This is a genomic window from Salinimicrobium tongyeongense, assembly GCF_026109735.1.
GTDB lineage: Bacteria > Bacteroidota > Bacteroidia > Flavobacteriales > Flavobacteriaceae > Salinimicrobium > Salinimicrobium tongyeongense.
On sequence record NZ_CP069620.1, the window covers coordinates 3,151,465 to 3,176,670 of the forward strand.

At 43.9% G+C, this 25,206-nt stretch carries 20 protein-coding genes; 17 read left to right on the forward strand and 3 right to left on the reverse strand.

Annotated elements, in window-relative coordinates; genetic code table 11:
• Positions 1–168 precede the first annotated feature (168 nt).
• The 3 genes from epsC to JRG66_RS14065 all read left to right on the forward strand — a co-directional run bounded on the left by epsC (position 169) and on the right by JRG66_RS14065 (position 3,794).
• Entirely contained in the window at positions 169–957 is a 789-nt protein-coding gene (gene epsC, locus JRG66_RS14055; RefSeq protein ID WP_265163394.1) for a serine O-acetyltransferase EpsC, read from the forward strand.
• Positions 954–1,844 carry a cysteine synthase CysM gene (cysM, locus tag JRG66_RS14060; RefSeq protein ID WP_265163395.1) on the forward strand — a complete coding sequence of 297 codons (891 nt, stop codon included), beginning with the start codon at positions 954–956 and terminating at the stop codon, positions 1,842–1,844. Before epsC ends, cysM begins: the two co-directional genes overlap by 4 nt.
• Positions 1,845–2,276: 432 nt before the next feature.
• Entirely contained in the window at positions 2,277–3,794 is a 1,518-nt protein-coding gene (locus JRG66_RS14065) for a DEAD/DEAH box helicase (protein WP_265163396.1), read from the forward strand.
• Positions 3,795–4,029: 235 nt separating this feature from the next.
• Here JRG66_RS14065 and JRG66_RS14070 read toward each other — a convergent pair whose 3' ends face one another.
• Complete coding sequence (locus JRG66_RS14070; RefSeq protein WP_265163397.1) at positions 4,030–6,321, reverse strand: transglycosylase domain-containing protein; 2,292 nt, start codon at positions 6,319–6,321, stop codon at positions 4,030–4,032.
• Positions 6,322–6,476: 155 nt separating this feature from the next.
• On the opposite strand from JRG66_RS14070, the gene JRG66_RS14075 reads away from it, so the two are divergent.
• Both JRG66_RS14075 and JRG66_RS14080 read left to right on the forward strand, forming a co-directional pair.
• Entirely contained in the window at positions 6,477–7,343 is an 867-nt protein-coding gene (locus JRG66_RS14075) for an SdiA-regulated domain-containing protein (protein ID WP_265163398.1), read from the forward strand.
• A 3-nt stretch (positions 7,344–7,346) separates the two neighbouring features.
• Positions 7,347–8,057 carry a TVP38/TMEM64 family protein gene (locus JRG66_RS14080; RefSeq protein ID WP_265163399.1) on the forward strand — a complete coding sequence of 237 codons (711 nt, stop codon included), beginning with the start codon at positions 7,347–7,349 and terminating at the stop codon, positions 8,055–8,057.
• Positions 8,058–8,291: 234 nt separating this feature from the next.
• On the opposite strand, the gene JRG66_RS14085 is transcribed toward JRG66_RS14080, so the two are convergent.
• A complete protein-coding gene (locus tag JRG66_RS14085) occupies positions 8,292–9,575 on the reverse strand; it encodes a dipeptidase (protein ID WP_265163400.1) in 1,284 nt (427 codons plus the stop codon).
• A 433-nt stretch (positions 9,576–10,008) separates the two neighbouring features.
• Between JRG66_RS14085 and JRG66_RS14090 the strand changes: the two genes are divergently transcribed.
• The 10 genes from JRG66_RS14090 to JRG66_RS14135 all read left to right on the forward strand — a co-directional run bounded on the left by JRG66_RS14090 (position 10,009) and on the right by JRG66_RS14135 (position 21,778).
• Positions 10,009–10,407, forward strand: a complete 399-nt coding sequence (locus tag JRG66_RS14090; protein WP_265163401.1) for a hypothetical protein — start codon at positions 10,009–10,011, stop codon at positions 10,405–10,407.
• 137 nt (positions 10,408–10,544) lie between these two features.
• The gene (locus JRG66_RS14095; RefSeq protein ID WP_265163402.1) at positions 10,545–11,060 is read left to right on the forward strand and encodes a GNAT family N-acetyltransferase; all 516 of its coding nucleotides are present in this window, start codon (positions 10,545–10,547) and stop codon (positions 11,058–11,060) included.
• A gap of 127 nt (positions 11,061–11,187) precedes the next feature.
• Positions 11,188–13,074, forward strand: coding sequence for a S9 family peptidase (locus JRG66_RS14100; protein ID WP_265163403.1), 1,887 nt, complete (start codon positions 11,188–11,190; stop codon positions 13,072–13,074).
• Positions 13,075–13,463: 389 nt separating this feature from the next.
• The gene (locus JRG66_RS14105; protein WP_265163404.1) at positions 13,464–13,808 is read left to right on the forward strand and encodes a hypothetical protein; all 345 of its coding nucleotides are present in this window, start codon (positions 13,464–13,466) and stop codon (positions 13,806–13,808) included.
• Between the two features lie 42 nt (positions 13,809–13,850).
• Positions 13,851–14,327: a hypothetical protein gene (locus tag JRG66_RS14110; RefSeq protein ID WP_265163405.1), complete on the forward strand. Its 477-nt coding sequence runs from the start codon at positions 13,851–13,853 to the stop codon at positions 14,325–14,327.
• A 536-nt stretch (positions 14,328–14,863) separates the two neighbouring features.
• On the forward strand, positions 14,864–16,696 hold the full coding sequence (locus tag JRG66_RS14115; RefSeq protein ID WP_265163406.1) for an ABC transporter ATP-binding protein: 1,833 nt from the start codon (positions 14,864–14,866) through the stop codon (positions 16,694–16,696).
• Between the two features lie 144 nt (positions 16,697–16,840).
• Entirely contained in the window at positions 16,841–17,311 is a 471-nt protein-coding gene (locus JRG66_RS14120; RefSeq protein WP_265163407.1) for a hypothetical protein, read from the forward strand.
• Between the two features lie 11 nt (positions 17,312–17,322).
• Positions 17,323–17,871: a 2'-5' RNA ligase family protein gene (locus JRG66_RS14125; protein ID WP_265163408.1), complete on the forward strand. Its 549-nt coding sequence runs from the start codon at positions 17,323–17,325 to the stop codon at positions 17,869–17,871.
• Between the two features lie 134 nt (positions 17,872–18,005).
• A complete protein-coding gene (locus tag JRG66_RS14130; RefSeq protein WP_265163409.1) occupies positions 18,006–19,985 on the forward strand; it encodes a monovalent cation:proton antiporter family protein in 1,980 nt (659 codons plus the stop codon).
• 107 nt (positions 19,986–20,092) lie between these two features.
• Positions 20,093–21,778: a formate--tetrahydrofolate ligase gene (locus JRG66_RS14135; RefSeq protein ID WP_265163410.1), complete on the forward strand. Its 1,686-nt coding sequence runs from the start codon at positions 20,093–20,095 to the stop codon at positions 21,776–21,778.
• A gap of 61 nt (positions 21,779–21,839) precedes the next feature.
• Here the strand turns inward: JRG66_RS14135 and JRG66_RS14140 are convergent, their stop codons facing one another.
• Positions 21,840–22,283: a DUF2267 domain-containing protein gene (locus tag JRG66_RS14140; RefSeq protein WP_265163411.1), complete on the reverse strand. Its 444-nt coding sequence runs from the start codon at positions 22,281–22,283 to the stop codon at positions 21,840–21,842.
• Between the two features lie 222 nt (positions 22,284–22,505).
• Here JRG66_RS14140 and JRG66_RS14145 point away from each other — a divergent pair, with 222 nt between their 5' ends.
• Entirely contained in the window at positions 22,506–23,963 is a 1,458-nt protein-coding gene (locus JRG66_RS14145; RefSeq protein ID WP_265163412.1) for a RimK family ATP-grasp domain-containing protein, read from the forward strand.
• Positions 23,960–25,180 (forward strand): carboxylate-amine ligase, encoded by a 1,221-nt coding sequence (locus tag JRG66_RS14150; RefSeq protein ID WP_265163413.1) that lies wholly within the window; start codon positions 23,960–23,962, stop codon positions 25,178–25,180. The genes JRG66_RS14145 and JRG66_RS14150 overlap by 4 nt, the downstream gene beginning before the upstream one ends.
• The last annotated feature ends 26 nt before the right edge of the window (positions 25,181–25,206 follow it).

Below are 25,206 nucleotides of genomic sequence, written 5' to 3' on the forward strand. Positions count from 1 at the left end.
TTTTTGATTAATAATATATTAAAATTACAACACATTGAGATACAAAGTTTTAAGGAGTGGTTTTTTTAACCTTTCTTTTATAGTTAAATTTTTTTACTGAAAAATCTGTCTTGCTGCACTGCCGGCATTGAGCAGCTATTTAGTAATTTTACAGATCAACAGAATTTTATGGACCACCAGGAAATTATAAAGCAAATTAGCGCTCAAAAACAATATTCAAATCTAAGGTTCAGGATAAAGACCAGGGCTGAAGCGTTTACCCAAAACCTCTTTTATACATTATTTGATAAAGACACTCCTGTAGAGGAAAACCTCGATAAACTCGCAGCCGATTTTAAAGAGCTGGGCGACCTGGTTTGCTGGGAACCAGGCAAATCCTGCTCCGAGATATGGGAAGATTACTGCAGCAAGCTGCCTCAGTTGCTCGATAAGATCAACCTTGATGCCGTTGCCATTGCAAACAACGACCCGGCAGCAAACTCGGTAGAGGAGGTGTACCTTTCTTATCCTGGTTTTTTTGCTATCGCGGTTTACCGTCTTAGTCACGAACTCTATAAAATGAACCTGCCCCTCGTGCCCCGATTAATGACCGAATGTGCCCATAAATTAACGGGAACCGACATTAACCCGGGGGCGCAAATTGGAGATTCCTTTTTTATTGATCACGCAACCGGGGTGGTGATTGGCGAAACCACTATCATAAAGAACAACGTAAAACTTTACCAGGGCGTAACTTTGGGCGCTTTATATGTAGAAAGGGAATTGCGCAATAAAAAGAGGCATCCTACCATAGAAGACAATGTGACCATCTATGCCAACGCCACCATCCTTGGAGGCGAAACAGTGATTGGGGCAAACAGCATTATAGGAGGGAATGCCTGGCTCACCCGCTCGGTGCCTGCAAATTCGTTTGTCACCCATGACCCGGTAATTAAAATTAAAAATCTTCAGAAATGAATCGAACAGTACTGGATTTAATAGGAAATACTCCTCTTGTGAGGGCACAAAAGCTGGTGGAGAACCCGGCTGTGGAATTATATTTTAAACTTGAGGGGCAAAATCCCGGAGGTAGTGTAAAAGACCGGCCGGCCTATAACATGATAAAAAAGGCTTTGGAAAGGGGAGATATTACCCGAGAAACCAAATTGATTGAAGCTACCAGCGGGAATACCGGTATTGCCCTGGCTATGGTGGCAAGACTGCTCCATCTCGATATTGAACTTGTAATGCCCGAAAATTCTACTGCGGAAAGAGTACAGACCATGAGGGCATACGGCGCAAAAGTGATCCTTACCAGTGCCGATGGAGGCATTGAAGGCTCAAGGGATTTTGCCGAAGCCAGGATGAAAGAAGGAAATTATTTCATGCTCAACCAGTTTGGCAATGACGATAACTGGCAGGCTCATTATGCCACTACCGGCCCCGAAATATGGCGGGATACCAACCAGAAGATCACCCATTTTGTCTCTTCCATGGGTACTACGGGTACCATTATGGGCACTTCCACGTACCTCAAAGAGCAGGATAAGAACGTGCAGATTGTGGGTGTACAGCCGGGGGATGATGCCCGTATCCCCGGAATCAGAAAATGGCCCAAAGAATATTTGCCCTCCATTTTTGATGATACTAAAGTAGATCGAATTCTTGAAGTAACAGAACCTGAAGCCAGGGAAATGACAGCCAGGCTGGCCGAAGAAGAAGGCATTTTTGCCGGGATGAGCAGTGGGGGTGCCGCCGCCGCCGCCGTAAAGCTCTGCAACGAACTCGAAAGTGGGCTGGTGGTGAGCATTGTTTGTGACAGGGGAGACCGCTACCTGTCATCCGATTTGTTCGAGAAGAAATAGAGAAAGCGCAAAGCCAACAAATAGAGAACAGGAAACCCGGGGGTGCCAAAAATGGCATTTTTCGGGTTTCTTTTTTCTGAATGGTCTGAAGTTTCAATGTTGGTATACACTATATATTTTTGCCACTCATTTTGGGGGTTATAGCGTCCAAATCAGGCAAAAAACTTCGGAAATGATCAAAAACCTTCTGAAAAATGCCCTTTTTTGATACTTCAACACCTAAATTCCCGGAAAATGCTGTGGTAATGTGCTATTTTCCGAAGTAGCTTCCTTTAAAATGCAAAAACATGGCAAAAAACTGCTTTCTAAGCCTTCGGAAATCAGGAACCTGTAAAAAGCTGATATTCTTTCCGCCGAATTTTCCGCAGAAACTTTTGGAGGAGGCTTTATTTAGATTATTTTTGCAAAATTGCAATTGAAAGGAACAATTAAATGGCGCAGGATACTTTCGGGATCGTTGAAAAAAAGATAGATAAGGAACTTTATGAGTACCAGCAAGAGGATATCGATAAGATATTCAAGGTGTTGGAGGCCCATCCCGAACGCTACAACCTCCTGTACCAGCTGCCTACCGGTGGCGGTAAAACCGTGATCTTTTCCCAGATTGTAAGGGAATACATTCAGCGTACCAACAAAAAAGTGCTCATCCTAACTCACAGGATCGAACTTTGCAAACAAACTTCCCGAATGCTCACCGGCTTTGGGGTGCACAATAAGATCATTAATTCCAGTATCAAGGAGCTGCCAGACCAGGATGAATACATGTGCTTTGTGGCCATGGTTGAGACCCTCAACAACCGGCTTAACGACGATAAAGTAGAGCTCGATAACCTGGGGATGGTGATTATTGATGAGGCGCATTACAATTCTTTCAGGAAGCTTTTTAAGTTTTTCAATAAGTGCTTTATCCTTGGGGTTACGGCCACGCCGCTGAGCTCAAACATCAAGCTTCCCATGAAAGACAACTACCGCGAACTTATCGTGGGAGACTCCATTAGCAGCCTTATTTCTAAAGGGTTTTTGGCAAAAGCCAACACCTACAGCTATGATGTGGGCCTTTCTACCTTAAAAGTAGGGATCAACGGAGATTACACCGTAAAATCTTCCGAAGAACTCTACTCCAATTTTAGCATGCAGGAGAAGCTGCTCGATGCTTATATGGAGAAGTCGCAGGGGAAGAAGACGCTCATTTTTAACAACGGGATCAACACTTCAAAAGAGGTGTACGAAACCTTCAGGAATGCAGGTTTTGATGTGCGGCACCTCGACAATACCACCAGCAAACAGGACAGAAAAGACATTTTGAGGTGGTTCAGGAAAAAACCTGATGCGATACTTACCTCGGTGAGTATCTTGACCACCGGTTTTGATGAACCCACCGTAGAGTCTATTATTCTCAACAGGGCCACAAAATCTCTCACCCTTTACTACCAAATGATTGGTCGCGGGTCTCGTGTGCTGCCGGGTAAGAGCGAGTTTATCGTAATTGACCTTGGGAACAATGCAGCCCGCTTTGGGCTATGGAGCGCGCCAATAGACTGGAAACAGATCTTTAGGTCTCCAGATTACTTCCTAGAAAACCTCATTAGCGACGAAGAAATTGAACAGAACTTTAGGTATGAAATGCCCAAAGATTTGCGCAAGAAATTCGCCAATACCAAAGATGTGTCTTTTGATGTAGATGAGGAATACGACGATATCATCAAAAAAGGCCTTAAATCAAAAACTGTACTGGAACGCTCTCTTGAGCAGCACACCAGCATGTGTGTTGAAAACAGTGAAGATGTTTTTGATGCCCGACTTTTAGCTAAAGAACTCGAAGAAGATATCGCTTACCGCATCCGTAAATATTCCTATTGCATTAGCAACAGCACGAAAAATTACCGCGACTGGCTTAAGGAAGATTACATGAGAAAGCTGCGGCAAAAAATCAATCAGGCGGCATTTTAGTTTTTTATTCCTGCGGAAGTTTTCTTCGGAAGGAGGAGGCTATTTAAATCCTGTATTTCGTTAAAGTGAATTTGTTTCTGCTTACATCGGAATTATTGATCTTCATTTAATAAGGATCCTGAGAATAAATTTATTCAGACTCTTCCGAAGCAATACTTCGGAAAAACCTCTTTAAAATTGCCATTTTTGAGAGGAATGCTGTCTTGATTCCTTCCAAAAAGGGCAATTTTCAGCTTTAATTTTTCTTCTTGAACAGGCCTTTGATCTTACTGAAGAGTCCGTCTTTTTTTTCTTTTTTGGCTTTTTTGGGTTCATCCCCTTTGGTGAAAAGCCTTTCCAGGAAATTATCCCTTTTTTCAGGTTCACAGTTCAGCATCATTTGAACCGTAGAAGAAGGAGCTGCAAATTTTGCCTGCGTAATATCATTGAACTCGGGTTCGGCATTCATTTTTTGGAGGAGCAGCGCAAAGGCCGGTAAAGCCGAATTTGCACCCTGCCCCAGGTAGGTTGAAGGGAAACCAATCCTGGCATCATCTGTGCCGGCCCAGGTCACAGAGACCAGCTTTGGCGTAATTCCCACAAACCAGCCGTCGCGGTTATTTTGGGTGGTTCCCGTTTTGCCGGCGATATCGTTGGGCAAATTGTACTTATACCTCAACCTGGACGCCGTTCCGGAGTTCACTGTTCCTTTCATCATTTCGATCATCACCTGCCGTGTAGTGTTCGAAAATGCCGGTTGGGAGGCGATTTGTGGTTTAAAACTGGCAATTTCGTTGCCATACTTATCCAGGATCTTTGTGAGATAATAAGGTTTGGCTGCTTTTCCACGGTTCACGTAACTTGAAAATGAGCTGGCGAGTTCGGCGGCGCTCAATTCGGCAGTTCCTAGGGCAAGAGAAGGGTAGGCCGGGAGGTCTTCAGGAAACATCATCTTTTTTGCCTGGGTGAGCACATTGCCCAGCCCCACATCAAAAAGCACTTTTACGGCAATGGTGTTTATTGACTGTGCCAAAGCCGTGGCCATGGGATAGTTCATGTAAGGATCTTCTTCTTCGCTGCCCGAATTGGAAGGCGTCCAGCCACCTTCATAAGTCACCTCCCTCACCGAATAATAGGTGCAGGGGTCAATCCCTGCTTCAACTGCCGCAGTGTAGACCACAGGTTTGAAAGTAGAGCCAATTTGACGCCGGCTTTGCGACACGTGATCGTATTTAAAGTACTTGTGATTTATTCCTCCCACCCAGCTTTTTACAGCGCCGGTTGAAGGCTCCATGTTGATCATCCCCATGTTGAGGAACTTCATGTAATGCTGCAAACTGTCGGCTATACTGGCCGAAAGCAGTTTTTTCTGGCCCCAGTCAAACAGTTCCATGTCGGTTTTTCGATGGAGGGAATCCATAATTTGTTCCTTACTCCAGCCGGCAGCAGCGAGTGCTTTATACTGTTTGCTGTTCTGCAGTGCATCTTCCAGAATATCTTTTCTCTTCCAGGGCGGATTTTTTCCGTAAGCTTTCTCAAACTGCCCCTGCAAGGCGGCCATGTGCTCTTTCATGGCTTCTTCGGCAAGCTGCTGCATTTCATAATCTATAGTGGTGTGAATTTGCAGGCCGTCCCGGTAAAGGTTATAAGAATCTCCGTTTTCCTTTTTCAGTGTGTCGAGAACTTTACTGAGTTCTTTCTTAAGCTGCGACCTGAAATAAGGGGCCACACCATCGTTATTGCTGAAGTACTGGTAGTTGAGCTCCAGGGGTTTGGCGCGGTGTTTTACATATTCTTCTGAAGGCAGGTACCCGTATTTGTTCATTTGTGACAGCACCACATTTCTTCTTTGCAGGCTGCGATCTGGAAAAAGCCTGGGGTTGTAGTAATGAGAAGCCTTCAGGGTGCCCACCAAAGTGGCAGCTTCATCGAGCGTGAGGTCTTTGGTGCCGGTACTGAAGAATTTCATTGCAGCACTTTCTATTCCGTAGGTATTATCGCTAAAAGGAACAGTATTAAAATAGAGCCCTATAATCTCTTTTTTGGTGTAAATATCTTCAAGCCGCTGCGCAATAATGGCTTCGCGTACTTTATTTACCACAATGCCAAAATGCCCGTAATCTTTGCGCCCAAAGAGGTTTTTTGCAAGCTGCAGGGTAATGGTGCTACCGCCGCCCGAAGATTCATCGCCCATGAGAATGGTCTTGAAAAAAACGCGGAGCAGGCTGCGGTTATCAATGCCCGAATGTTCGTAGAAACGCACATCTTCGGTAGCGATAAGGGCATCAATAAGGTGTTGAGGTAAATCGTCGTAAAGTACCGGCTGCCTGTCAAAAATGTAATATTTGCCCAGCAGTTTTCCTTCCGAAGAAAAGATCTCTGTAGCTTCATTTTGATTGAGGTTACGCAGCTCTTCGGTACTGGGCAGCTTTCCCCACCAACCCCAGTAAATACTCAGGAAGAAAAAGCCAAAGATCGCGATACAACTTAGTAAGATCCCTAACACCCATTTTTTTACAGGTGTTAATTTCAGGTTTTTCAAATTCATAGGTTAAGTGTCTGTCAAAGAAACGAAGACTTACAAAAAAAAGTCCACAAGTTTAAAAAACTTTAGGAAATAATGATTTCCTAAAAGCCTGCTAATGTTTTTGAAGGAAAGTTTAAAATGTTTTTGCTGCAGCAGAAATTTTCTACTTTTAAACAATGAAAAGATTGGGACACGACAAAACGGTAATCCTTATCACTACCGGACTTTTGCTTTTTGCAGCAGTTTTTATTTTTACTTACGAAAAAGAGGTCGAAGAATACCAGGCAAAAATCTCTGCCGATGTTAAGATTGAACAAACCTGGGAGCTGCCACCCCAACTCGCAGAGGTATCGGGCATTGCCTTTTTTGGAACTAACAAAATTGCCTGCGTACAGGATGAAACGGGCAAGATTTTTATTTACAATTTAGAGGCCTCACGTATAGAAAAGGAAATTGAATTTACAGGGAACGGCGATTTTGAAGGAATTGCCATTAAAGACGATGTTGCCTTCGCTCTTGAAGCCAGCGGAAAGCTTTACCGCATAGAAGACTTTTTGAATACCGCAAAAGTGGAAACCTTCAATACTTTTTTTACTGAAGAAAACGACATGGAAGGCCTTTTTTATGACGAGTCTCAAAACAGGCTCCTGCTTGCCGTAAAGGTTCTTGATCCAAATTCTGAAGATCAAAAAGGCATTTATGCCGCGCAATTGCCTTCTATGGAAGTGAATAAAACCCCTGTGTTTACCCTGACTTTTGAAGAGGAAATCTTTAACGAAATTAGGGAAGAGAAGAGGGGAGAGAGCTTTTTTCCTTCCGAAATTGCAGTTCATCCCGAAAGCGGCGAGATTTACGTGCTTGAGGGAAGGGAGCCAAGGCTGCTGATCTTAGACCCAGATGGCACTCCCAAAGAATTACACCGGCTTGACAAGGATAAATTTCCGCAGCCGGAAGGCCTTTCTTTCGATGCTTCGGGCAAGCTGTACATTTCAAGCGAGGGAGAGCCGGGAACCATTCACCGCGTAACCATAACATCTAATTGATTTATGCCCGATCAAATTGAAACGCCCTCCGTAAAGCAGAGCAAAGCCCCACTGTACATTTCCCTGGCTATTATAGCTGCCCTCGTGCTGGGTTATTTCTTCATTCCGCAGGTGCAGGAATTCCTCAATACCGCCTGGGAGGTACTCACCAGTGGCGACAAGCAGCGTACGCGGGAATGGGTATCCCAGTTCGGCTGGTTTGGGCCCATTGTGATCGTGGTTACCATGATTTTGCAAATGTTCCTGCTGGTCATTCCCACTCCATTACTCATGGTAGTTACCGTGCTGGCCTACGGGCCCTGGGCAGGAGCCGGTATCTTGTTCGTGGCTGTTTTCATGGCCTCCAGTATAGGTTACTTTATAGGCCGTTATTTTGGGCCGGTGATCGTGGAAAAACTGGTGGGCCATAAAACTGAAAAAAAGATAGCCGATTTTATAGACGATTACGGCTTCTGGACGGTGATTGTAGTGCGGCTAAGCCCTTTTCTTTCCAACGATGCCATAAGTTTTGTAGGCGGAGTCTTAAAAATGGGCTACTGGAAATTTATTGGCGCCACCATGATTGGAATATCGCCCTTGATCGTTTTTATCGCATACCTGGGTGGGGATTACGAACGCCTCAAAACCGGACTCATCTGGACGTCTATAATAAGTCTTGTACTATTCATTGGCTTTGTGTGGTGGGATAAAAAAGTGAGAACCTCTAAAGCTTAAATTCATCATAACCTCTCAAAAAAGGCATTTTTGAAGAAGATTTTTTCTGAAGCTGTTTGAAATTATCCGCACAGCACTTTTTTCTGCTGAAATAGCTTCAAAATGACCTGTTTCTTCGGAAGAATAAAGATTTTCTACTTCCGGAATCTCTTTTTAAAAACAAAACTGCCTGAAAAAGCCATTTCGGGTATCAAAAAATAGCTTTTTCAAGGCAGTTTTTCTTCTGAGGAGTATTTACTCCGCCTGAAGTCTTTGAGCTACCGCCTGTACTTCGTCGAGTACCCTTAGCAGGTTCTCGCCCCAAAGTTTTGCGATCTCTTCTTTGGTGTAGCCTCTTTTTACCAGTTCAAGGGTGACATTTAACGACTGTGAAGCATCATTCCAGCCTTCTATACCGCCGCCACCGTCAAAATCTGAACTTATCCCCACGTGGTCTATCCCAATTTTCTTTACCAGGTAATCTACGTGGTCTACAAAATCTGAAATCCCTACCGGCGGAACTTCCTCTTTTAACTCCTGGATTTTTGGCTCGGCAAGTTTCCTCACCTTCCCGAAATTTTCATAGTAGGCTTTGCGCTCTTCCTCGTCCATTTGCCTTACTTCAGTGCGGGGCAGGAGCTCAAAACCTGCTTTTTTGCCAACTTCGGCATAAACTTCATTCACCGCTGCACTGTAGGCATTGTTCTTTTCAGTGTTCAAATAAGAATCAAAAGCAACGGTTTGTATCACCCCGCCGTTGTCTTTTAGCCATTGCAGCTGCTCATCGTCAAGGTTACGGCTGTGGTTGCATAAACCCCTGGCCGAAGAATGCGAAGCAATTAAGGGAGCTTTTGATAATTCGATCATTTGGCGCATAGCTTCTTTTGAAGGGTGAGACACATCTATCATCATTCCCAGGCGGTTCATCTCTTTTACCACTTCTTTTCCCAAATCGCTCAAACCGTTGTGCAGCCACTCATTGTTGGCCTCGCCGGTATTTGAATCACAAAGCTGGCTGTGGCCGTTGTGGGAAAGGGACATGTAACGTGCGCCCAGGTCGTGGAATTTTTTGACATTTTTAATATCTGTTCCAACAGGATAGCCGTTTTCAACCCCAATCATCGCTACTTTCTTACCCTGTGAAACCAACCGCCTCACCTCTTCACTGCTGGTGGCCAGGCCAATCTGGTCTGGAGCGAGTTCTTCCACGAGTCGGTGAATGGCTTCAAATTTAGACATGGCCTGTTTGTGCGCCGTCTCGTAACCTGCAGCATTGAGCTCTTCCTGCCCGGTATACACAATGAGCCAGGTAACATCTATGCCTCCTTTATCCATTTTTGGAAGGTTCACCTGGGTGTCGAGATTTTGGGTGTAATTTTTTTCAGCAGTAAAATTATCCACGTTAATGTCGTTGTGGGTGTCAATGGTTATCACTTCATGGTGGATCTGCTGGGCCTTTTTTAGAAGTTCATCGTCGCTAGACTGGGCACTGGCAGCAAAGGCCGTGAAAAATAAAAGCAGGAATTTTTTAGAAAACATAAAAACTGGGTTTGAATTAAGTGGCTTAAAATACTAATTAATTTTATTTTCCTTGAGGTCTGCGGAAAGAGGCAGGCTTGCTTTCTTGCAGGAACCAGGAACCGGAACTTTACCCAACCCGCTGATTAATAACTATATTCAATGTTATTTAATAAATATCATTCTATACTTATAATTGAACTTAATTTATTTAACCTAGTTCCTCTTTGATGTGTTTAATCGGAAAATACTTTTTATTTTATGGTTTCTGAAAGCTTTCAACCTGCCCGAAATTTCTTTATTCAGGGGCTTTTATAGCGGTAACTGATTTTATTTCTGAAAAGCCGGAAGCAGGTTTTTGCCAATTGATTCGGATATTTATTTTGTTCTTTATACCTTGTTAAAAATTTAACAGGAATTGCGGAGTCCGAAGTAACATTTAAACCTGCAGGTCATGAAAATTAGATATTGCAAAAGCGTCATCAGGAACAATTACGGGTATGGCTTTACCATGATTGGGCTGGGAATTTTTGCTGTGTATATCAACAGCAGTTCTGTATTCAGCTATTTATGGATTTTTCTGGGAATTCTTCAGGCAGGGACGTCTTACTACCGCCAGAAATATCAATATCTCACCATCAAGGAAAATCGCCTTATAAGGCACAGCATTATTCCGAAGAGCATCGCTTTATCAGACATTCGCCGGGTGAAGCGTTATATGAACAGCTACAAAATCGAAACCCATAACCAGTCCTTGCGAATTGAAAAGGAATTTATTGAAACCGAATCTTTACAAAGGCTGAACCTTTTTCTGAAAGATTTCAAACCACAGGTCTCTACTCATCTCAGGTAAACTTTTAAGTTCAGAAAGATTTTTTATGCTGAAGTCTTTTCTGAAGCTGATGTTTTACCTGAAGGTTTGGTGTAAAACCATACCAGATATTAGCCTGAAAACCCTTCAAAAATGGCAAAAATCACCTTCATTTTTCCATGAACCCGCTCGCTGTATTTGAAACGGAAAGGCTGCTGCTAAGGCCGGCCGCACCCCAAGATGCCGCCTTTATCTACGAGCTTCTCAATTCCCCAAAATGGCTGAAATTTATTGGAGACCGGGATCTTGACAGTGTCTCAAAAGCGGAAGCATACATAATCGAAAAAATGCTGCCCCAGCTCAAAAAGCTCGGCTTTACCAATAACATTGTGATTCGCAAAAGCGACGGCGCCAAAATGGGCACTTGCGGACTCAATGCAAGGAGTGGTTTTGACGATCTTGATATAGGTTTTGCTTTTTTGCCCCAGTTTGAGAAACAGGGTTATGCTTTTGAAGCCGCCGGCCGCATCATGAGGTTTGCCAGAGAAGAATTGCCTCATTATAAGGTGACGGGCATAACTTCTAAAGAAAACCTGGCTTCGCAAAAGCTGCTTGAAAAACTCGGGATGCGCTGCGCCGAGGAGATAAGCTTTCCGGGTGAAACAGAAAAAGTGCTGTTATTCCGCCTGCCCTAAAGCTCCTGAAGCTATATTTTTCACTCGAAGGACATGCTTTTTTTCTTATTTTTAACACATGATTTGTCAGGTTTCAGAAGATGGCTTCTGAAGCTGATTTTTCCTGTTTTTTTAAATCTGTTTCAGAATGAAAAATATTTCCCTTCTCCTTATTTTAATCGCTTTCGGCTTTAGTGCACAGGCTCAGGTAATGACCCCCGAAAAGCTCTGGTCGCTTGAGAGGGTATCGGGCGTTAGCCTTACAAAGGATGGCAAAAATGTCATTTTCAGGACCCGGTCTTATGATCTTGATGAAAACAAAGGCACTTCAGAAACTTATATGATACCCGTAACCGGAGGAAAACCTGTTGTGGTAAAAAATATTGACAGCATTTACAGCGACGGAAAAACTTCGCCCACGGGAGAATGGAGAATTGTTCCCAGAGAAGTGGAAGTGGAGCCGGTTAGCGGTGAAGATTTCTACCCCGAACTCAAAAAATCTGAAGTTTATATCTATGACGATCTAAACTACAGGCATTGGGACAAATGGGAAGACGGCCTTTACAGCCATTTGTTCCTTCAAAATACTTCTACCGGGCAAGAGGTAGATATCATGAAAGACGAGCCTCACGATACGCCTTTGCAACCTTTTGGAGGCCCCGAAGATTACATCTGGAACAATGACGGCAGCAAAGTGTATTACGTTTCCAAAAAGCTTAAAGGAAAGGATTACGCCGTTAGCACCAATACAGATATTTATGTGTACGACCTTGCTACCGGCTCTACAGAGAATATTACTTCAGAAAATAAAGGTTATGATACGCAGCCGGCCTTTTCAAAAAATGGCATCCTGGCCTGGCTGCAAATGGACGAGCCCGGGTATGAGGCTGATAAGAATGACATTATCGTCTTGAGAAACGGCCGCAAAATAAACCTTACCCAAAACTGGGATGGCACGGTAAACAGCTTTTTGTGGAGCAATGATGGCAAAAAGATCTATTTTCTGGCGCCCGTAAAAGGCAATCAGCAGCTTTTTGAAATTGATCCTTTCTCCAAAAAGGCTTTCGAAGTAAAGCAGATCACCAAAGGGCAGTTTGATCTTACCGGAATGATTGGCCAGTGGGGCAATACGCTTGTTGTTACAAGAACCGACATGAATCACGCTGCCGAAATATATACCGTCAATCTTAAAACCGGCGAGCTTACCCAGCTCACCCATGTGAATGATGAATTCTACGACAGCATAAAACTGAGTAAAGTTGAAGCCCGAATGATCCCTACTACTGATGGTAAGCAGATGCTCACCTGGGTGATCTATCCTCCCGATTTTGATGCCGGCAAAAAATACCCCACGCTGCTTTACCTGCAGGGAGGCCCGCAATCGGCTTTATCGCAGTTTTATTCGTTCCGGTGGAATTTTCAGCTCATGGCAGCAAACGGCTATATAGTGGTGGCGCCAAACCGCAGGGGCATGCCCGGCCATGGCGTTGCCTGGAATGAACAGATTAGCGGAGACTGGGGAGGTCAAAACATACAGGATTATTTATCGGCTATAGATGCGCTGAGCAAAGAAAGCTTTGTAGATACAGAAAAGCTAGGCGCTGTGGGGGCGAGCTACGGCGGGTATTCTGTTTTCTTCCTGGCCGGAATGCACCAGGGCAGGTTTAAAAGCTTTATTGCCCACGACGGAATTTTCAACACCCGCAGCATGTACGGCACTACCGAAGAACTATTCTTTGTGAACAAGGATTTGGGCGGGGCTTACTGGCAAAATCCAGTTCCCAAAGCCTATACCGATTTTAACCCGGTAAATTTTGTCGACAAATGGGATACGCCTATCATGATCGTGCAGGGCGGGAAAGATTTTCGTGTGCCTGTAGGGCAGGGGCTGGAAGCTTTCCAGGCAGCACAATTGCGGGGCATAAAAAGCAAACTGCTGTATTTCCCCATGGAAAACCACTGGATATTGAGTCCGCAGAACGCCATAGTGTGGCAAAAGGAATTTTTTAAGTGGCTTGAAGAAACTTTAAAATAGATCAATAATTCATTGTTGTTTGGGGAAAGTGTTAAGATCGCTTCGCCTTTTTGCCATTGAGCAGGCTGTAAGAACCAGGAGCCGGGACTTTGTTCAACAAACCGGTTAACAGCTAATTTTAATTCTGTTTGATATATTGAGTTCACTATTTATTCAGAAATCGAAAACGACCCTTCTATAGGTTTAAACCAACGGAATTATTGATGTATTCCGGGCTTTAGTTCCTGTTTAATTTTTTAAATCAGGACAATAAGGATGAAAATTAAATTTCTTACTGAATAATCTTGTGCAGGGTTATTGATTTTCAGTTAAGTATATTATTTTTAAATATGTGAAAGATTTTACAGGAACAATCAATACTTTAGCCTCCCTGAAAAAAATTACAAATCATGAAAGCTAGAACCTGTCCTAACTGTGGCTATAAATATTCATTTTGGCTGCACCTTAGAAAACACTTTTTTCAGAATGTATTTTCAGCTTGGGAATGCAGGAATTGTGGTGCAAAATTGGTTGTAGATGCCCGCAGGAGGATACTTTTGGCCGTGGTGGGAATTTTACCCGCAGCCGCATTGCCAATCCTTACAGATTTTTTTATGGGGTACTACCTGGGGCGCCCGGTGAGCCTTAGCGTATCGGTAGTGCTGGTTACTATTTGGGCCACCTTTATCTTTAGTCTCGATCACTTTTACCTTGCCGAAGGGGAAAGGCTAAATAGCGAGAAAGAGCAGGCGTAAAAGTCTATTTTTGAAACTTGAATCTCAAAAATTACCTCTTAAATGGAATATTTGACCCTGGCACGCGTACTTCACGTTTTGGCAGTTGTAGTGTGGATAGGAGGAGTAGCAATGGTTACCACGGTGATTATCCCGGCGGTAAAAAGAATGAAATCGGCAGAAGAGCAGATGGAAACCTTCGAGAAGATTGAAGGAAGGTTTTCCCTGCAGGCAAAAATCACCACCCTGCTCACGGCCATTACTGGCTTCTACATGCTGCACCTCTACGGCTGGGAAAGACTGCTCCACCTTCAATTCTGGTGGGTACACGCCATGATCCTGGTATGGTTCATTTTTAGTGTTATTCTATTCATTCTCGAACCCTTCGTGCTGCACAATTTATTCAGGAAATACGCTTCAAAAGACCCCGAAAAGGCCTTTAAGATCATTCACCGCGCACACTGGGTTTTACTTGTGCTAAGCCTTATCACCATTTTTGGGGCGGTAGCCGGCAGTCACGGCTGGTATTTTGTTCAGTAATTGTAGTGGTTAAAGGAGCCGGGATGGCTTCGCCTGCCTCACGGACAGACTGTTTAAATCTATTTCACAAATCAAGTTCCTATATCTAAAGAAATTGAAAACCTGTCTTCTATAGCTTTAAGGTGCAGAATTACTCGTGTATTCGTGGCCTTAGTTCCTGTTTGATTTTTGGATTATATTGTTCAGTATAATTTTTTCTGAAGGTTTTTCCTGAAATATGAAAGCTTCAGGAAGCTGAGGTTTCAAAAAGCGCATTTTCTCCTGTTCTTTCTGAACCCGGTTTAGCTGCTGAAGTCTTTTGCAGAATTTAAATATTTCCGAAGGAATAAACTTAGAAAATTGAATATAACCTCTTCAAAAATGGCATAAGCGGAAGGTTTTTTGCTGAAGAATATGAGCTGAAAGTGAATACTTACTCTCTAAATATTAAGGCAAAAATCCGCAACTATGAGATCTTCATTCACAAATTTAATGTGCCTCAAAAATGCTATTTTTGAGCAGGCTTAGGCCCTTATTTAACCAAAAACCTTAAAACCTTGCCCAGACCCCAAAAATCGTTCGAGACAAATAATTTTAAATTCAGGGAGAGTTTAGTTTCCCTCAAATTTGTACCGAGATTTTTCAGGGAGATCAGGAGAGTAAACCCGAAGCTTTTTTTTCTCAATATTCTCTGCCGCCTTATCAATGCTGTACTGCCGGTGCTCATGCTCTGGGTGGGGAAATTGATCATTGATGAAGTGGTAGTGCAAATTGCGGCAGAGGTGAAAGCTTTCGACAGGCTGTGGGGGCTGGTTGCTGCCGAGTTTGCCCTGGCCGTATTATCTGACCTTTTTAGCCGCGGTATCAGCCTGAGCGATGCACTTTTGGGAGACCAGTATGCTATCGATACTTCAGTAAAGATCATTAAAAAAACTTCCGAAGTAAACCTTGATGAACTCGAAGATTCTGAATTTTATGACAAGCTTGAAAGGGCGCGCCAGCAAACCACCGGGCGTGTAGGGCTAATGTCGAATATCCTCACCCAGGCCGAAGATGTTATCGTAATCGCCACTTTACTGGCAGGAGTGGTGGCTTTTGAGCCCTGGCTTATCATATTGCTCGTGGTTTCTATTGTTCCAACCATGATCAACGAGATAAAATTTAGCGGTACCAGTTACTCCCTTGCCAGGAGCTGGACCCAGGAGCGGCGAGAACTCGATTATCTGAGGTATGCTGGGGCCAGTGACGTGACGGCAAAAGAGGTGAAGCTTTTTGGCCTTTCAGACTATCTGGCGAACAGGTTCAAAGGCCTGTCTCACCTTTATTACACACAAAGCAAACAGCTTGCGAAGCAGCGGGCCGGCTGGGGTTCTTTTTTTAACGTGATTGGCACCACGGCCTATTATGGAGCTTACGTGCTTATTATCTTTAGAACGGTTGCCGGAATATTTTCCCTGGGCGACCTCACTTTTTTGTCGGGATCATTTAACAGGCTCAGGCAGAAGTTGCAGGGATTCTTCACCCGTTTTACCATGATCACCGAAACTGCCTTGTACCTTCAGGATTACTTTGAATTTCTTGACCTCTCTTACCATGAGACCAAATCGGCAGGTTCATACCCGCTTCCGAAGGAGATTCAGCACGGCTTTGAATTCAGGAATGTTGGGTTTAAATATCCAAAATCTGAACGCTGGGTGGTAAGGAACATTAATTTTAAGCTGAAGGCCGGCGAAAAAATGGCATTTGTGGGCGAGAATGGCGCAGGAAAAACCACCCTTATCAAACTTTTGCTTCAGTTTTACGAGCCCAGCGAAGGGGATATCCTGCTAGATGGGATTCCCATAAGGCAATATGACCGGGCGGCCTATCAAAAATATTTTGGGGTCATTTTTCAGGATTTTGTGAAGTTTGAACTAAGCCTCAGGGAAAATATTGCCATTGGGGAGATTTCTGAGATCAACGATCAGCATCGCATTGAAGGGGCGGCCGAAAAGAGCCTTGCCAGTCAGGTGGTGGGGGAACTGCCTTTGGGCTACGATCAACAGCTGGGCAAGAGGTTCAAACAGGGGAAAGACCTCTCGGGCGGGCAGTGGCAAAAGATCGCGATTGCGAGAGCCTATATGAAAGATGCCGAAGTTTTAATACTCGATGAACCTACCTCGGCCCTCGATGCCCGTGCCGAAACCGAGGCTTTTGACAGGTTTATCAAACTTACCCGGGGCAAAACCGCAGTGATCATTTCCCACCGCTTTAGCACCGTGAGAATTGCCGACAGGATCATGGTTTTAAAAGACGGTGCCGTTCTCGAGCTGGGAACGCACGAAGAGCTCATGCAAAACAATAAATTATATTCTGAACTTTTCAACCTTCAGGCGGCGGGCTACAAATAATTCGGAAAATTTTCATTTCTTCTGAAGGCCTGTAAAAGCTGGGTTTTTTAAAATAATTTACATTTTTTTACAAAAGTTCTGCTTCAGGAGTAACTTTTTCCCGAAACCTGCGTCAAACAGGCAACAAGCGCAGACTTTCAAAAAATGAGATTAGAAGAGGCTATTCAACGGTTGGATCGATCTACGGCAGCACCGGGCACAAATGAATCGGTGAAGATCAGGCAGCGTTTTAGTACCATACTTCAGGAACTGAAGTACAAGAATTTTCCGCCGGAACAGCTGGCACTTGTTGAGCATGAACTGGAGTTGATTTTTAAAGACTTTAATCTTGAAGGAAATAATGCCGAAAAAGAACTTCGCGTACACCTCAAGAACTTCCTAAAATTCTTAAGGACAAATTTCTCCCTGCTGCCCGAAGGCTACTGCGCCATGTATGGCATGCGCATTGGGCTCACAACAGGGCTCATCCTGCTCCTGTTCCTCTTTTTTTATACAGAGTCCAGCTTCAAATATTACAGTCCGCTTGGGGGGCTGCTTCTTGGCGTAATGCTGGGTTCTGCCTGTGACAGGTGGGAGAAAATGAAAGGCAGGACCCTGTTGACCAAAATAGTCTAAACCTTCCAAAAATGGCATTTTCGAAAGCCCTTTATTTTGCAGCCATTGTTCCTTCTTCGGAAGTGAAAGAAAAAGTGAAAAAGATAAAACTGGAGATCAAAGAGCAGTTTGAAGCAGCACATCCCCTCAAATTGCCTGCCCACATCACTTTACTGCCACCCGTACCTCTTGCAGAAGAGCAGGAAAAGGCATTTCTAGGCACTCTTAAAGAACTTTCGGGCAAACAGCCAGCTTTTCCTGTAAAGCTTAGGGGTTTTGGGCATTTTAAGCAGCGTACGCTCTTCATAAATGTCGAAGATCACGGGCCTTTTCAAAGGCTACATGAAAATTTACTTCAAAAGGCAACAAACTTTCTTCCTCCAAAGCTTTCTGAAAACTTACATCCGCATGTCACTTTAGCCACCCGCGACCTGGATTATAAGAAGTTCCCAAAAGTGTGGCAGGCGTTCAAAAACAGGGATTTTTCAGCAGAATTTAAGGCTGAAGCGCTTACGCTCTTTAAGCACAACGGAAAAACCTGGGATATCCTGGAGAATTTTGCTTTTTCCGGAAGGGAATAGAATTCCGTAGAATTTTTAGAACTCAATTTTGAGACAGCTAAATTTTCGGATAAATTATCGTCTAATCCTTACAAAGAAACCCCCGATTTTAGGGCAGAATTCAATACATTAGGAATCTAAAATTCAGCTAAAAAATGCATTTTCCCTTACTCCAGGACATTGTGGTATTGCTTGGTTTTTCTGTAGTTGTTGTGCTTTTGTTACAGCGGTTAAAATTACCATCGGTGCTGGGCTTTCTTGTTACCGGCATTATTATAGGGCCTTTTGGGTTTGGGCTTATTGAAAACCCGGAGCAAATTGAAATCCTTTCCGAAATTGGGGTGATCCTGCTCATGTTCGTCATTGGGATGGAGCTTTCCATCAAACAACTGGCTTCCATGAAACGAACCGTGTTTTTTGGTGGGTTTTTGCAGGTGGGATTAAGTATTGTTGTTACTGCACTTATATTTTTCGGCCTTAAATTTTCCTGGAATGAAGCCGTGTTCATGGGCTTTTTGTTCTCGCTTTCGAGCACGGCCATAGTGTTGAAGATACTGTACGACCGCAATGAGATCACGGCACCTCACGGGCGTATGGCACTTGGGATCCTCATTTTTCAGGATTTGATTGTAGTGCCAATGATGTTGATCACGCCCATAATGGCAGGAAATTCGGGCAACCTGTATAACGAAGTACTCCTGCTTATTCTAAAAAGTGCGCTGGTACTGGCTTTAACTTATATTGGCGCGAAATACCTGGTGCCCCGTGCCTTGTACCTCATTGCACAAACAAAAAGCAAGGAACTCTTTTTGCTGGCTACCATCACCCTGTGTTTCACTGTGGCTTTTATTACCGCTTCTGCAGGGCTTTCCCTCGCCTTTGGGGCTTTTTTGGCCGGCCTCATTATTTCTGAATCAGATTTTAGCCACCAGGCTACAAGCACCATCCTGCCGTTTAGGGAGCTGTTCATCAGTTTTTTCTTTATCTCTATCGGGATGCTGCTTGATCTCGATTTCTTTATGAAAAATGCGGCAGTGATCTTGCTTATGGTGGTAGTTGTTTTTTTGCTGAAGGGAGGCGTGGTATCCCTTACCGCGGCAATTCTGAAGTATCCTGTAAGAACGGTGGTCCTCACCGGGATGGCTTTGTTCCAGGTGGGGGAATTTGCCTTTATCCTTTCCCGGATTGGAATAGAAAGCGGATTACTTTCAGCGGAAATGAACCAGTATTTTCTTTCGGTGTCGGTATTTACCATGCTGCTCACGCCTTTTGTTTTCCTTTTTTCAGGAAAAACCACCAATTTTATCCTGAAAACCTTTGCGCCGGCTTCGGGAGCTTATAAAACCGGCAGGGACCTTTCCCTTTCAAAACAGGATGCCCCGGGCCCCGAAGATCACCTGCTCATAATAGGCTACGGGATCAATGGCGCAAACCTGGCCAAAGCCGCGAAATACGCCGATATTCCTTACATGATCCTGGAGCTCAATCCTCAAATCGTGAAACACCAGAAGGCGAGGGGGGAACCAATAATTTATGGAGATGCGGTGCAGGAACACATGCTCGAAGCTGTACATGTGAACAAGGCGCGTATCGTGGTCATTGCAATTTCTGATCCGCGGGCAACCAAGGCCATAGTTTCAAACATCAGGCATATCTCACCTTCTGTTCACATAGTGGTAAGAACAAGGTATGTGAAAGAGATTGAGACTTTATTGGCCCTGGGTGCCGATGAAGTGATTCCGGAGGAATTTGAGACTTCCATAGAAATATTTTCACGGGTACTTACCAATTTCCTTGTGCCGCTCGATGAACTGGAAAATTTAATTGATTCGGTACGAGCCGATAATTACCAGGTCTTTCAGTCGCACAAACGGCTGCAAACCTTCAAATCTTCAACCATCCCCGATTTTAAGATAAGTTGTGTGAGGGTTATGGCAGAAAGTGGGGCAGTAGTTGGAAAAACGATTGAAGAAGTAGATGTGAGGAAAAATTATGGCGTAAACATACTCGCGGTCTCCCGGAAAGGCCAAATGATAAAAACAGTGTTTCCGAACGTCAAATTGTTGAGAGAGGACCTCGTATTTGTAAGTGGCGACCAGGAACATATTGACTCCTTTTACAAAGCAGTTACCTGAAGCTGGCGAAAACGTTTGAAAAATGTGCTGAAACCTGATTATGATCATTCTTGGGCCTGTGCTTTCATTATACTTTTGAACTGTAAATATAAAAGCCAGACGGACTAATGATGACCACTTCTCCACTTACCGATCTTGACATAGCCCACAAAATAAAATTAATTCCCATTACAGAAATAGCTCAAAAGCTTGGCCTCGATCCAGATGATATTGAGATGTACGGGAAATATAAAGCAAAGCTACCGCTAAACAAGATTGACAGGGAGAAAGTAAAAGCAGGAGACCTCATTTTAGTTTCGGCCATTTCACCAACTCCTGCAGGAGAAGGAAAAACCACGGTCTCTATAGGACTTTCAGAAGCTATGAACAGGCTGGGTAAGAAAACCACCGTGGTGTTGAGGGAACCCTCCTTAGGCCCCGTGTTTGGGATAAAAGGAGGTGCTACCGGGGGAGGTTATTCCCAGGTCTTGCCCATGGAAGATATCAACCTGCACTTTACCGGGGATTTTTCGGCTATTGAAAAAGCCCATAACCTCCTGGCAGCCCTTGTAGACAATAATATCCAGTCAAAGACAAATAATCTTGGTATCGATCCGCGTACGGTTGCCCTTAAAAGGGTGATGGATGTAAATGACCGTTCCCTAAGGAATATCGTGATAGGGTTGGGAGGAACCGGTTCAGGAATTCCCAGGGAAAGCGGATTTGATATTACTGCGGCTTCAGAGATCATGGCCATTATGTGCCTCGCCGAAAACCTTGAGGATCTAAAAGGCCGTTTAGGAAACATATTTATTGGTTACACCTTTGATAAAAAAGCCATTTACGCCCGTGATCTCAATGCCGAAGGTGCCATGGCCACGCTTTTGAAGGATGCCATTAAGCCCAACCTGGTTCAAACCATAGAAGGGAACCCTGCTATTATTCACCTTGGCCCATTTGCCAACATAGCCCAGGGCACAAACTCGGTGATCGCCACCCGCATGGGCATGAGCCTTTCAGACTATACCGTTACCGAAGCCGGATTCGGCTTTGATCTTGGTGCAGAAAAATTCCTTGATATAAAATGCCAAAGCGCAGGCCTGGCTCCTAAAGTTGTGGTAATGACCGCTACCATAAGAGCCTTAAAATACCACGGCGGTGTTCCTCTTTCATCGCTCACCATCCCAAATGTGGAAGCTTTGAAAAAAGGTTTGCCCAACCTTGAGAAACATCTTGAAAATGCGCGGCAGTTCAACATCACTCCCGTAATAGCCATTAATAAATTCTACAGCGACAGTGATGAAGAAGTTCAGGTAATTATTGATCTGGCTGAAAAACTGGGTGTTAAGGTCGCAGTATCTGACGGCTGGGCAAAAGGTGGGGAAGGCGCGCTAGAGCTGGCAAAAAAAGTTGTAGAAGCAATTGAAGAAGGGGAATCCCATTTCACTCCGCTTTATGATTGGGAAGATTCGGTGATGAATAAAATAGAGACTATTGCCAGGAAAATATACGGGGCCGACAGGGTGGAATATGCTGCAAAAGCAAGGCGTGACCTAAAAACCATTTCAAATTTAGGATTAGATGGGCTCCCGGTTTGTATTGCCAAGACCCAAAAATCCCTGTCTGATAACCCCATTCTGCTAGGCCGGCCAACCGGGTTTAGCCTTACCGTTCGGGAAATAGAGATCGCTGCCGGGGCTGGATTTTTAATACCCATTACCGGAGATATGATGCGCATGCCCGGATTACCGGCACACCCTGCATCAGAAAATATAAATATAGATTTGGAAGGGAATATTTCGGGGCTAGTTTAGGGGCAAGATCTGTTTTCTTCCAGTTTATAAGAACCTTCCGGCATTGCCGGAAGGTTTTCTTTTAACCTGCCAGTTCTTTTACCTCTTTAGGCAATTGATCTTTTAAATGCTGTAGTTGTTTTCCCTGTAAAAAGCGGTCGAGCGAATTAATAGTAATCGAGATGATTTCTTCCGTAGGTTTCTTCCAAGGAAAATCTTCTTCCCCGTACTGCGCCTGTAGGCTTTTTACTTCTTCCTTCATCTCTTCTATACTGCTGAAGGTGTTTGGAGGCTTCTCATTGTATTTCCAGTTTTCAGCATAAATTCCCCTGAAGATGGTAGGGAGCGGATCCATGAGCTGCATGGCTTCTCCCATATGAATGCGGTCGCGAAGGGCATGCATTACTGCACGCCAGATTATGAGCACCCTTTCTTTTTCTTCGGGATGCCCCAGGTCGCGGGCCAGGTCATTAACATAATCATACGCCTCTTTCGCGAATTTGTCAAAACTTAGATGTGATGCCATAGCTTATTTCTTTAAAATTAAATTTCAGTCGTTCTCCGGTTTAATATAGTAAAGCCGATAGTTTATTTCAAAAATCACAATGGGTTTAACCATATTAAAACCAGGTTGTTAAAATTGTTAGACAGAAAATTTTTACTTTTAAAGAAGCTTGCTGAAAATTTATTTTTAAGCTGGTTTTTCAGAAGTTTTTTGATATACCTTTGGATATATTTAAACCATTTAATGAAGAAATTTTTAGTTGTAAATAATCCCGATAACTGGAACCTTTCCCTTGAAAATATGGAAGTGATTTCGGCCAGGGAGTATCTTACAAATCCCGAATATGCCCGTCTTAAAAAAGCGCGGATTTTCAATTTATGTAAGGATTATTCTTACCAGAGTAAGGGATATTATGTATCCCTTTTAGCCGAGGCCCGCGGCCACCTGGCCATTCCTACCGTGATGAACCTGGTAGATTTAAGGGAACCCAGGCTTGTCAAGATCGTTTCAGATGAATTTGACGACCTCATTCAGAAAAGTTTAAAGGGGATTAAGTCACCAGAGTTTACATTAAGTATCTATTTTGGTCAAAATGTTGCCCAGAAGTACAGGGAATTGAGTACCATGTTTCACCGGCATTTTCAAATTCCGTTCTTAAGGGTGAAATTCACTTACACCAACAGGTGGAGCATAAAATCTATCAAAGCTTTGTCTGAAGTTGAGATTCCCAATGAACACCGGGAAGTCATGAGACAGTTTGCTATCCAGTATTTTGCGAAAAAGCGATATGATACTCCCAAAAATGAGACTTTTCAGTACGATTTGGCCATCCTCGTTCAGGATCATGATCCTGCACCGCCAAGTAACCCGAAAGCTTTGAAAAAGTTTGCAGAGATCGCCGAGAAAATGAATTTCTACGTGGAGTTTGTTTCTCCAAAAGACCTTTCCCGGCTTTCGTCTTTTGACGCACTTTTTATAAGGCAAAGTACAGAGGTGAACAACGAGGCTTATGCTTTTGCCCGCAAGGCCCAGCAGGAAGATATTGCCATAGTTGATTATCCCGATGCCATCCTTAAGTGCTGTAACAAGGTTTTTATGGCCGAAGCTCTCGAAAATTCGGGTATTCCCACGCCTAAAACAATCATTGTTCACAAAGACAACCGGAATAAAGTCGTAGAAAAGACCGGTCTTCCCCTGGTGTTAAAATCGCCCGATTCCACCTTTTCATTTGGGGTAAAAAAAGCAGCTACAGCCGAAGAGTACGAGAAATTGGTAGGGGAGATGCTCAAGAAATCTGAACTCGTCATTGCCCAGGAATACACCCCTTCAGATTACGACTGGAGGATTGGTATTCTTGACGATAAACCTCTCTTTGCCTGCCGCTATTACATGGCCAAAGGCCACTGGCAGATTTACAACTGGAATGCGAGGAAAAAAGACGACCAGGAAGGAAACGCAGATGTAATGTCTATTGATGAGGTGCCAAAAAAGGTACTTGATGTTGCCCTTAGATCGGCAAAACTTATGGGAAAAGGCCTTTACGGAATTGACGTCAAGGAGGTAAACGGCAAACCCCTGGTCATTGAGATCAACGATAATCCTAACATAGATTTTGGAGTGGAAGATCGCTTTTATGGAGATAAAGTTTATACTGAAGTCCTCACCGCTCTTAAAAACCGACTTGAAAAGAAAGCCGAATGAGTTATCACCTTTTTGAAGTTTACGGGATAGAACTTGAGTACATGCTGGTCAATTCGGCCAGCATGAAGGTCAATCCCATTGTAGATAAATTGTTGACCAGAAAACACGGATCTTTAACTTCTGATGTTGAAAATGGAAAAATAGAGTGGAGCAATGAACTTGTGGCTCATGTGGTAGAACTAAAAACCAACGGCCCTACCGCCAATCTTGACCAACTGGACGAACTTTTTGCTGAAAACGTGAGGGAGGTCAATGCACTGCTGAAGGAATTCAACACCAAACTTCTTCCCACAGCGGCTCATCCACTCATGGATCCCGAAAAAGAGATGCAGCTGTGGCAACACAACTACAGCAGGATTTATACGCTCTACAATCGCATTTTTGACTGCCGCGGCCATGGCTGGAGCAACGTTCAAAGCATGCATGTAAATCTGCCATTTTCGGGAGATGCCGAATTTGAAAAATTGCACGCGGCCGTAAGGATCCTCCTGCCTGTAATTCCCGGATTGAGTGCCAGTTCCCCCATTTTTGAGGGGAAATATACCGGCTTTAAAGACACCCGGATGCACGTGTACAAAACCAACCAGAAAGAAATTCCGGAGATGACGGGTAAAGTTATTCCGGAAAGGCTTTTTTCAAAGCAGGAGTACTACAGCGGAATTTTTGAGCCCATCAACAAGGCTATAAAACCCCACGATACCGAAAACATACTTGATCATCACTTCCTTAATTCCCGCGGCGCCATTGCGCGCTTTGACCGTGGAGCTATAGAGATACGGGTTATAGACCTGCAGGAATGCTCCGGGGCAGATATCGCCATTGCCGTTCTAATTATTGAAGCCCTTAAGTTGCTGGTGAGCGAAGAGCTGGTGTCACTTGAAGATCAAAAAAAGTGGAGTGAAAATGACCTTTTTGACATCTTTAATGAAGTAATTATTGCTGCTGAAGCAAGCATTATTCAAAATGCCGCATTTGCCGATATTTTCGATTTGCAGCCCGGGAGTTCGGTCAAAGATATTTGGAGGAGAATATATTCCCTTGTGAAGGAAAATATTTCTGAAAAGCACCGCAACAGCATTGAATTCTTGCTGAAGAACGGTAGCCTTTCCACAAGGATTTTAAAATCTCTTGGAGAGGATCCTTCAGAAGAAGAGATCATCAGGCTTTATCAAGAACTGGCAAATTGTCTTGAGGAAAACAGGTTTTTTGAAGCGTAGTTGATATTGGCTCTTTCTTCTGGATT

Bases quoted from the DNA above. Each gene is read 5' to 3' on its own strand.
- JRG66_RS14070 (WP_265163397.1), bottom strand. From the start codon at position 6,321: ATGAATTTGAAAAACCTGAAATTAACACCTGTAAAAAAATGGGTGTTA.
- JRG66_RS14135 (WP_265163410.1), top strand. From the start codon at position 20,093: ATGATGACCACTTCTCCACTTACCGATCTTGACATAGCCCACAAAATA.
- JRG66_RS14150 (WP_265163413.1), top strand. From the start codon at position 23,960: ATGAGTTATCACCTTTTTGAAGTTTACGGGATAGAACTTGAGTACATG.
- JRG66_RS14140 (WP_265163411.1), bottom strand. From the start codon at position 22,283: ATGGCATCACATCTAAGTTTTGACAAATTCGCGAAAGAGGCGTATGAT.
- JRG66_RS14125 (WP_265163408.1), top strand. From the start codon at position 17,323: ATGGCATTTTCGAAAGCCCTTTATTTTGCAGCCATTGTTCCTTCTTCG.
- JRG66_RS14090 (WP_265163401.1), top strand. From the start codon at position 10,009: ATGAAAATTAGATATTGCAAAAGCGTCATCAGGAACAATTACGGGTAT.
- epsC (WP_265163394.1), top strand. From the start codon at position 169: ATGGACCACCAGGAAATTATAAAGCAAATTAGCGCTCAAAAACAATAT.
- JRG66_RS14100 (WP_265163403.1), top strand. From the start codon at position 11,188: ATGAAAAATATTTCCCTTCTCCTTATTTTAATCGCTTTCGGCTTTAGT.
- JRG66_RS14105 (WP_265163404.1), top strand. From the start codon at position 13,464: ATGAAAGCTAGAACCTGTCCTAACTGTGGCTATAAATATTCATTTTGG.
- JRG66_RS14110 (WP_265163405.1), top strand. From the start codon at position 13,851: ATGGAATATTTGACCCTGGCACGCGTACTTCACGTTTTGGCAGTTGTA.
- JRG66_RS14145 (WP_265163412.1), top strand. From the start codon at position 22,506: ATGAAGAAATTTTTAGTTGTAAATAATCCCGATAACTGGAACCTTTCC.
- JRG66_RS14095 (WP_265163402.1), top strand. From the start codon at position 10,545: ATGAACCCGCTCGCTGTATTTGAAACGGAAAGGCTGCTGCTAAGGCCG.
- cysM (WP_265163395.1), top strand. From the start codon at position 954: ATGAATCGAACAGTACTGGATTTAATAGGAAATACTCCTCTTGTGAGG.
- JRG66_RS14120 (WP_265163407.1), top strand. From the start codon at position 16,841: ATGAGATTAGAAGAGGCTATTCAACGGTTGGATCGATCTACGGCAGCA.
- JRG66_RS14085 (WP_265163400.1), bottom strand. From the start codon at position 9,575: ATGTTTTCTAAAAAATTCCTGCTTTTATTTTTCACGGCCTTTGCTGCC.
- JRG66_RS14065 (WP_265163396.1), top strand. From the start codon at position 2,277: ATGGCGCAGGATACTTTCGGGATCGTTGAAAAAAAGATAGATAAGGAA.
- JRG66_RS14080 (WP_265163399.1), top strand. From the start codon at position 7,347: ATGCCCGATCAAATTGAAACGCCCTCCGTAAAGCAGAGCAAAGCCCCA.
- JRG66_RS14075 (WP_265163398.1), top strand. From the start codon at position 6,477: ATGAAAAGATTGGGACACGACAAAACGGTAATCCTTATCACTACCGGA.
- JRG66_RS14130 (WP_265163409.1), top strand. From the start codon at position 18,006: ATGCATTTTCCCTTACTCCAGGACATTGTGGTATTGCTTGGTTTTTCT.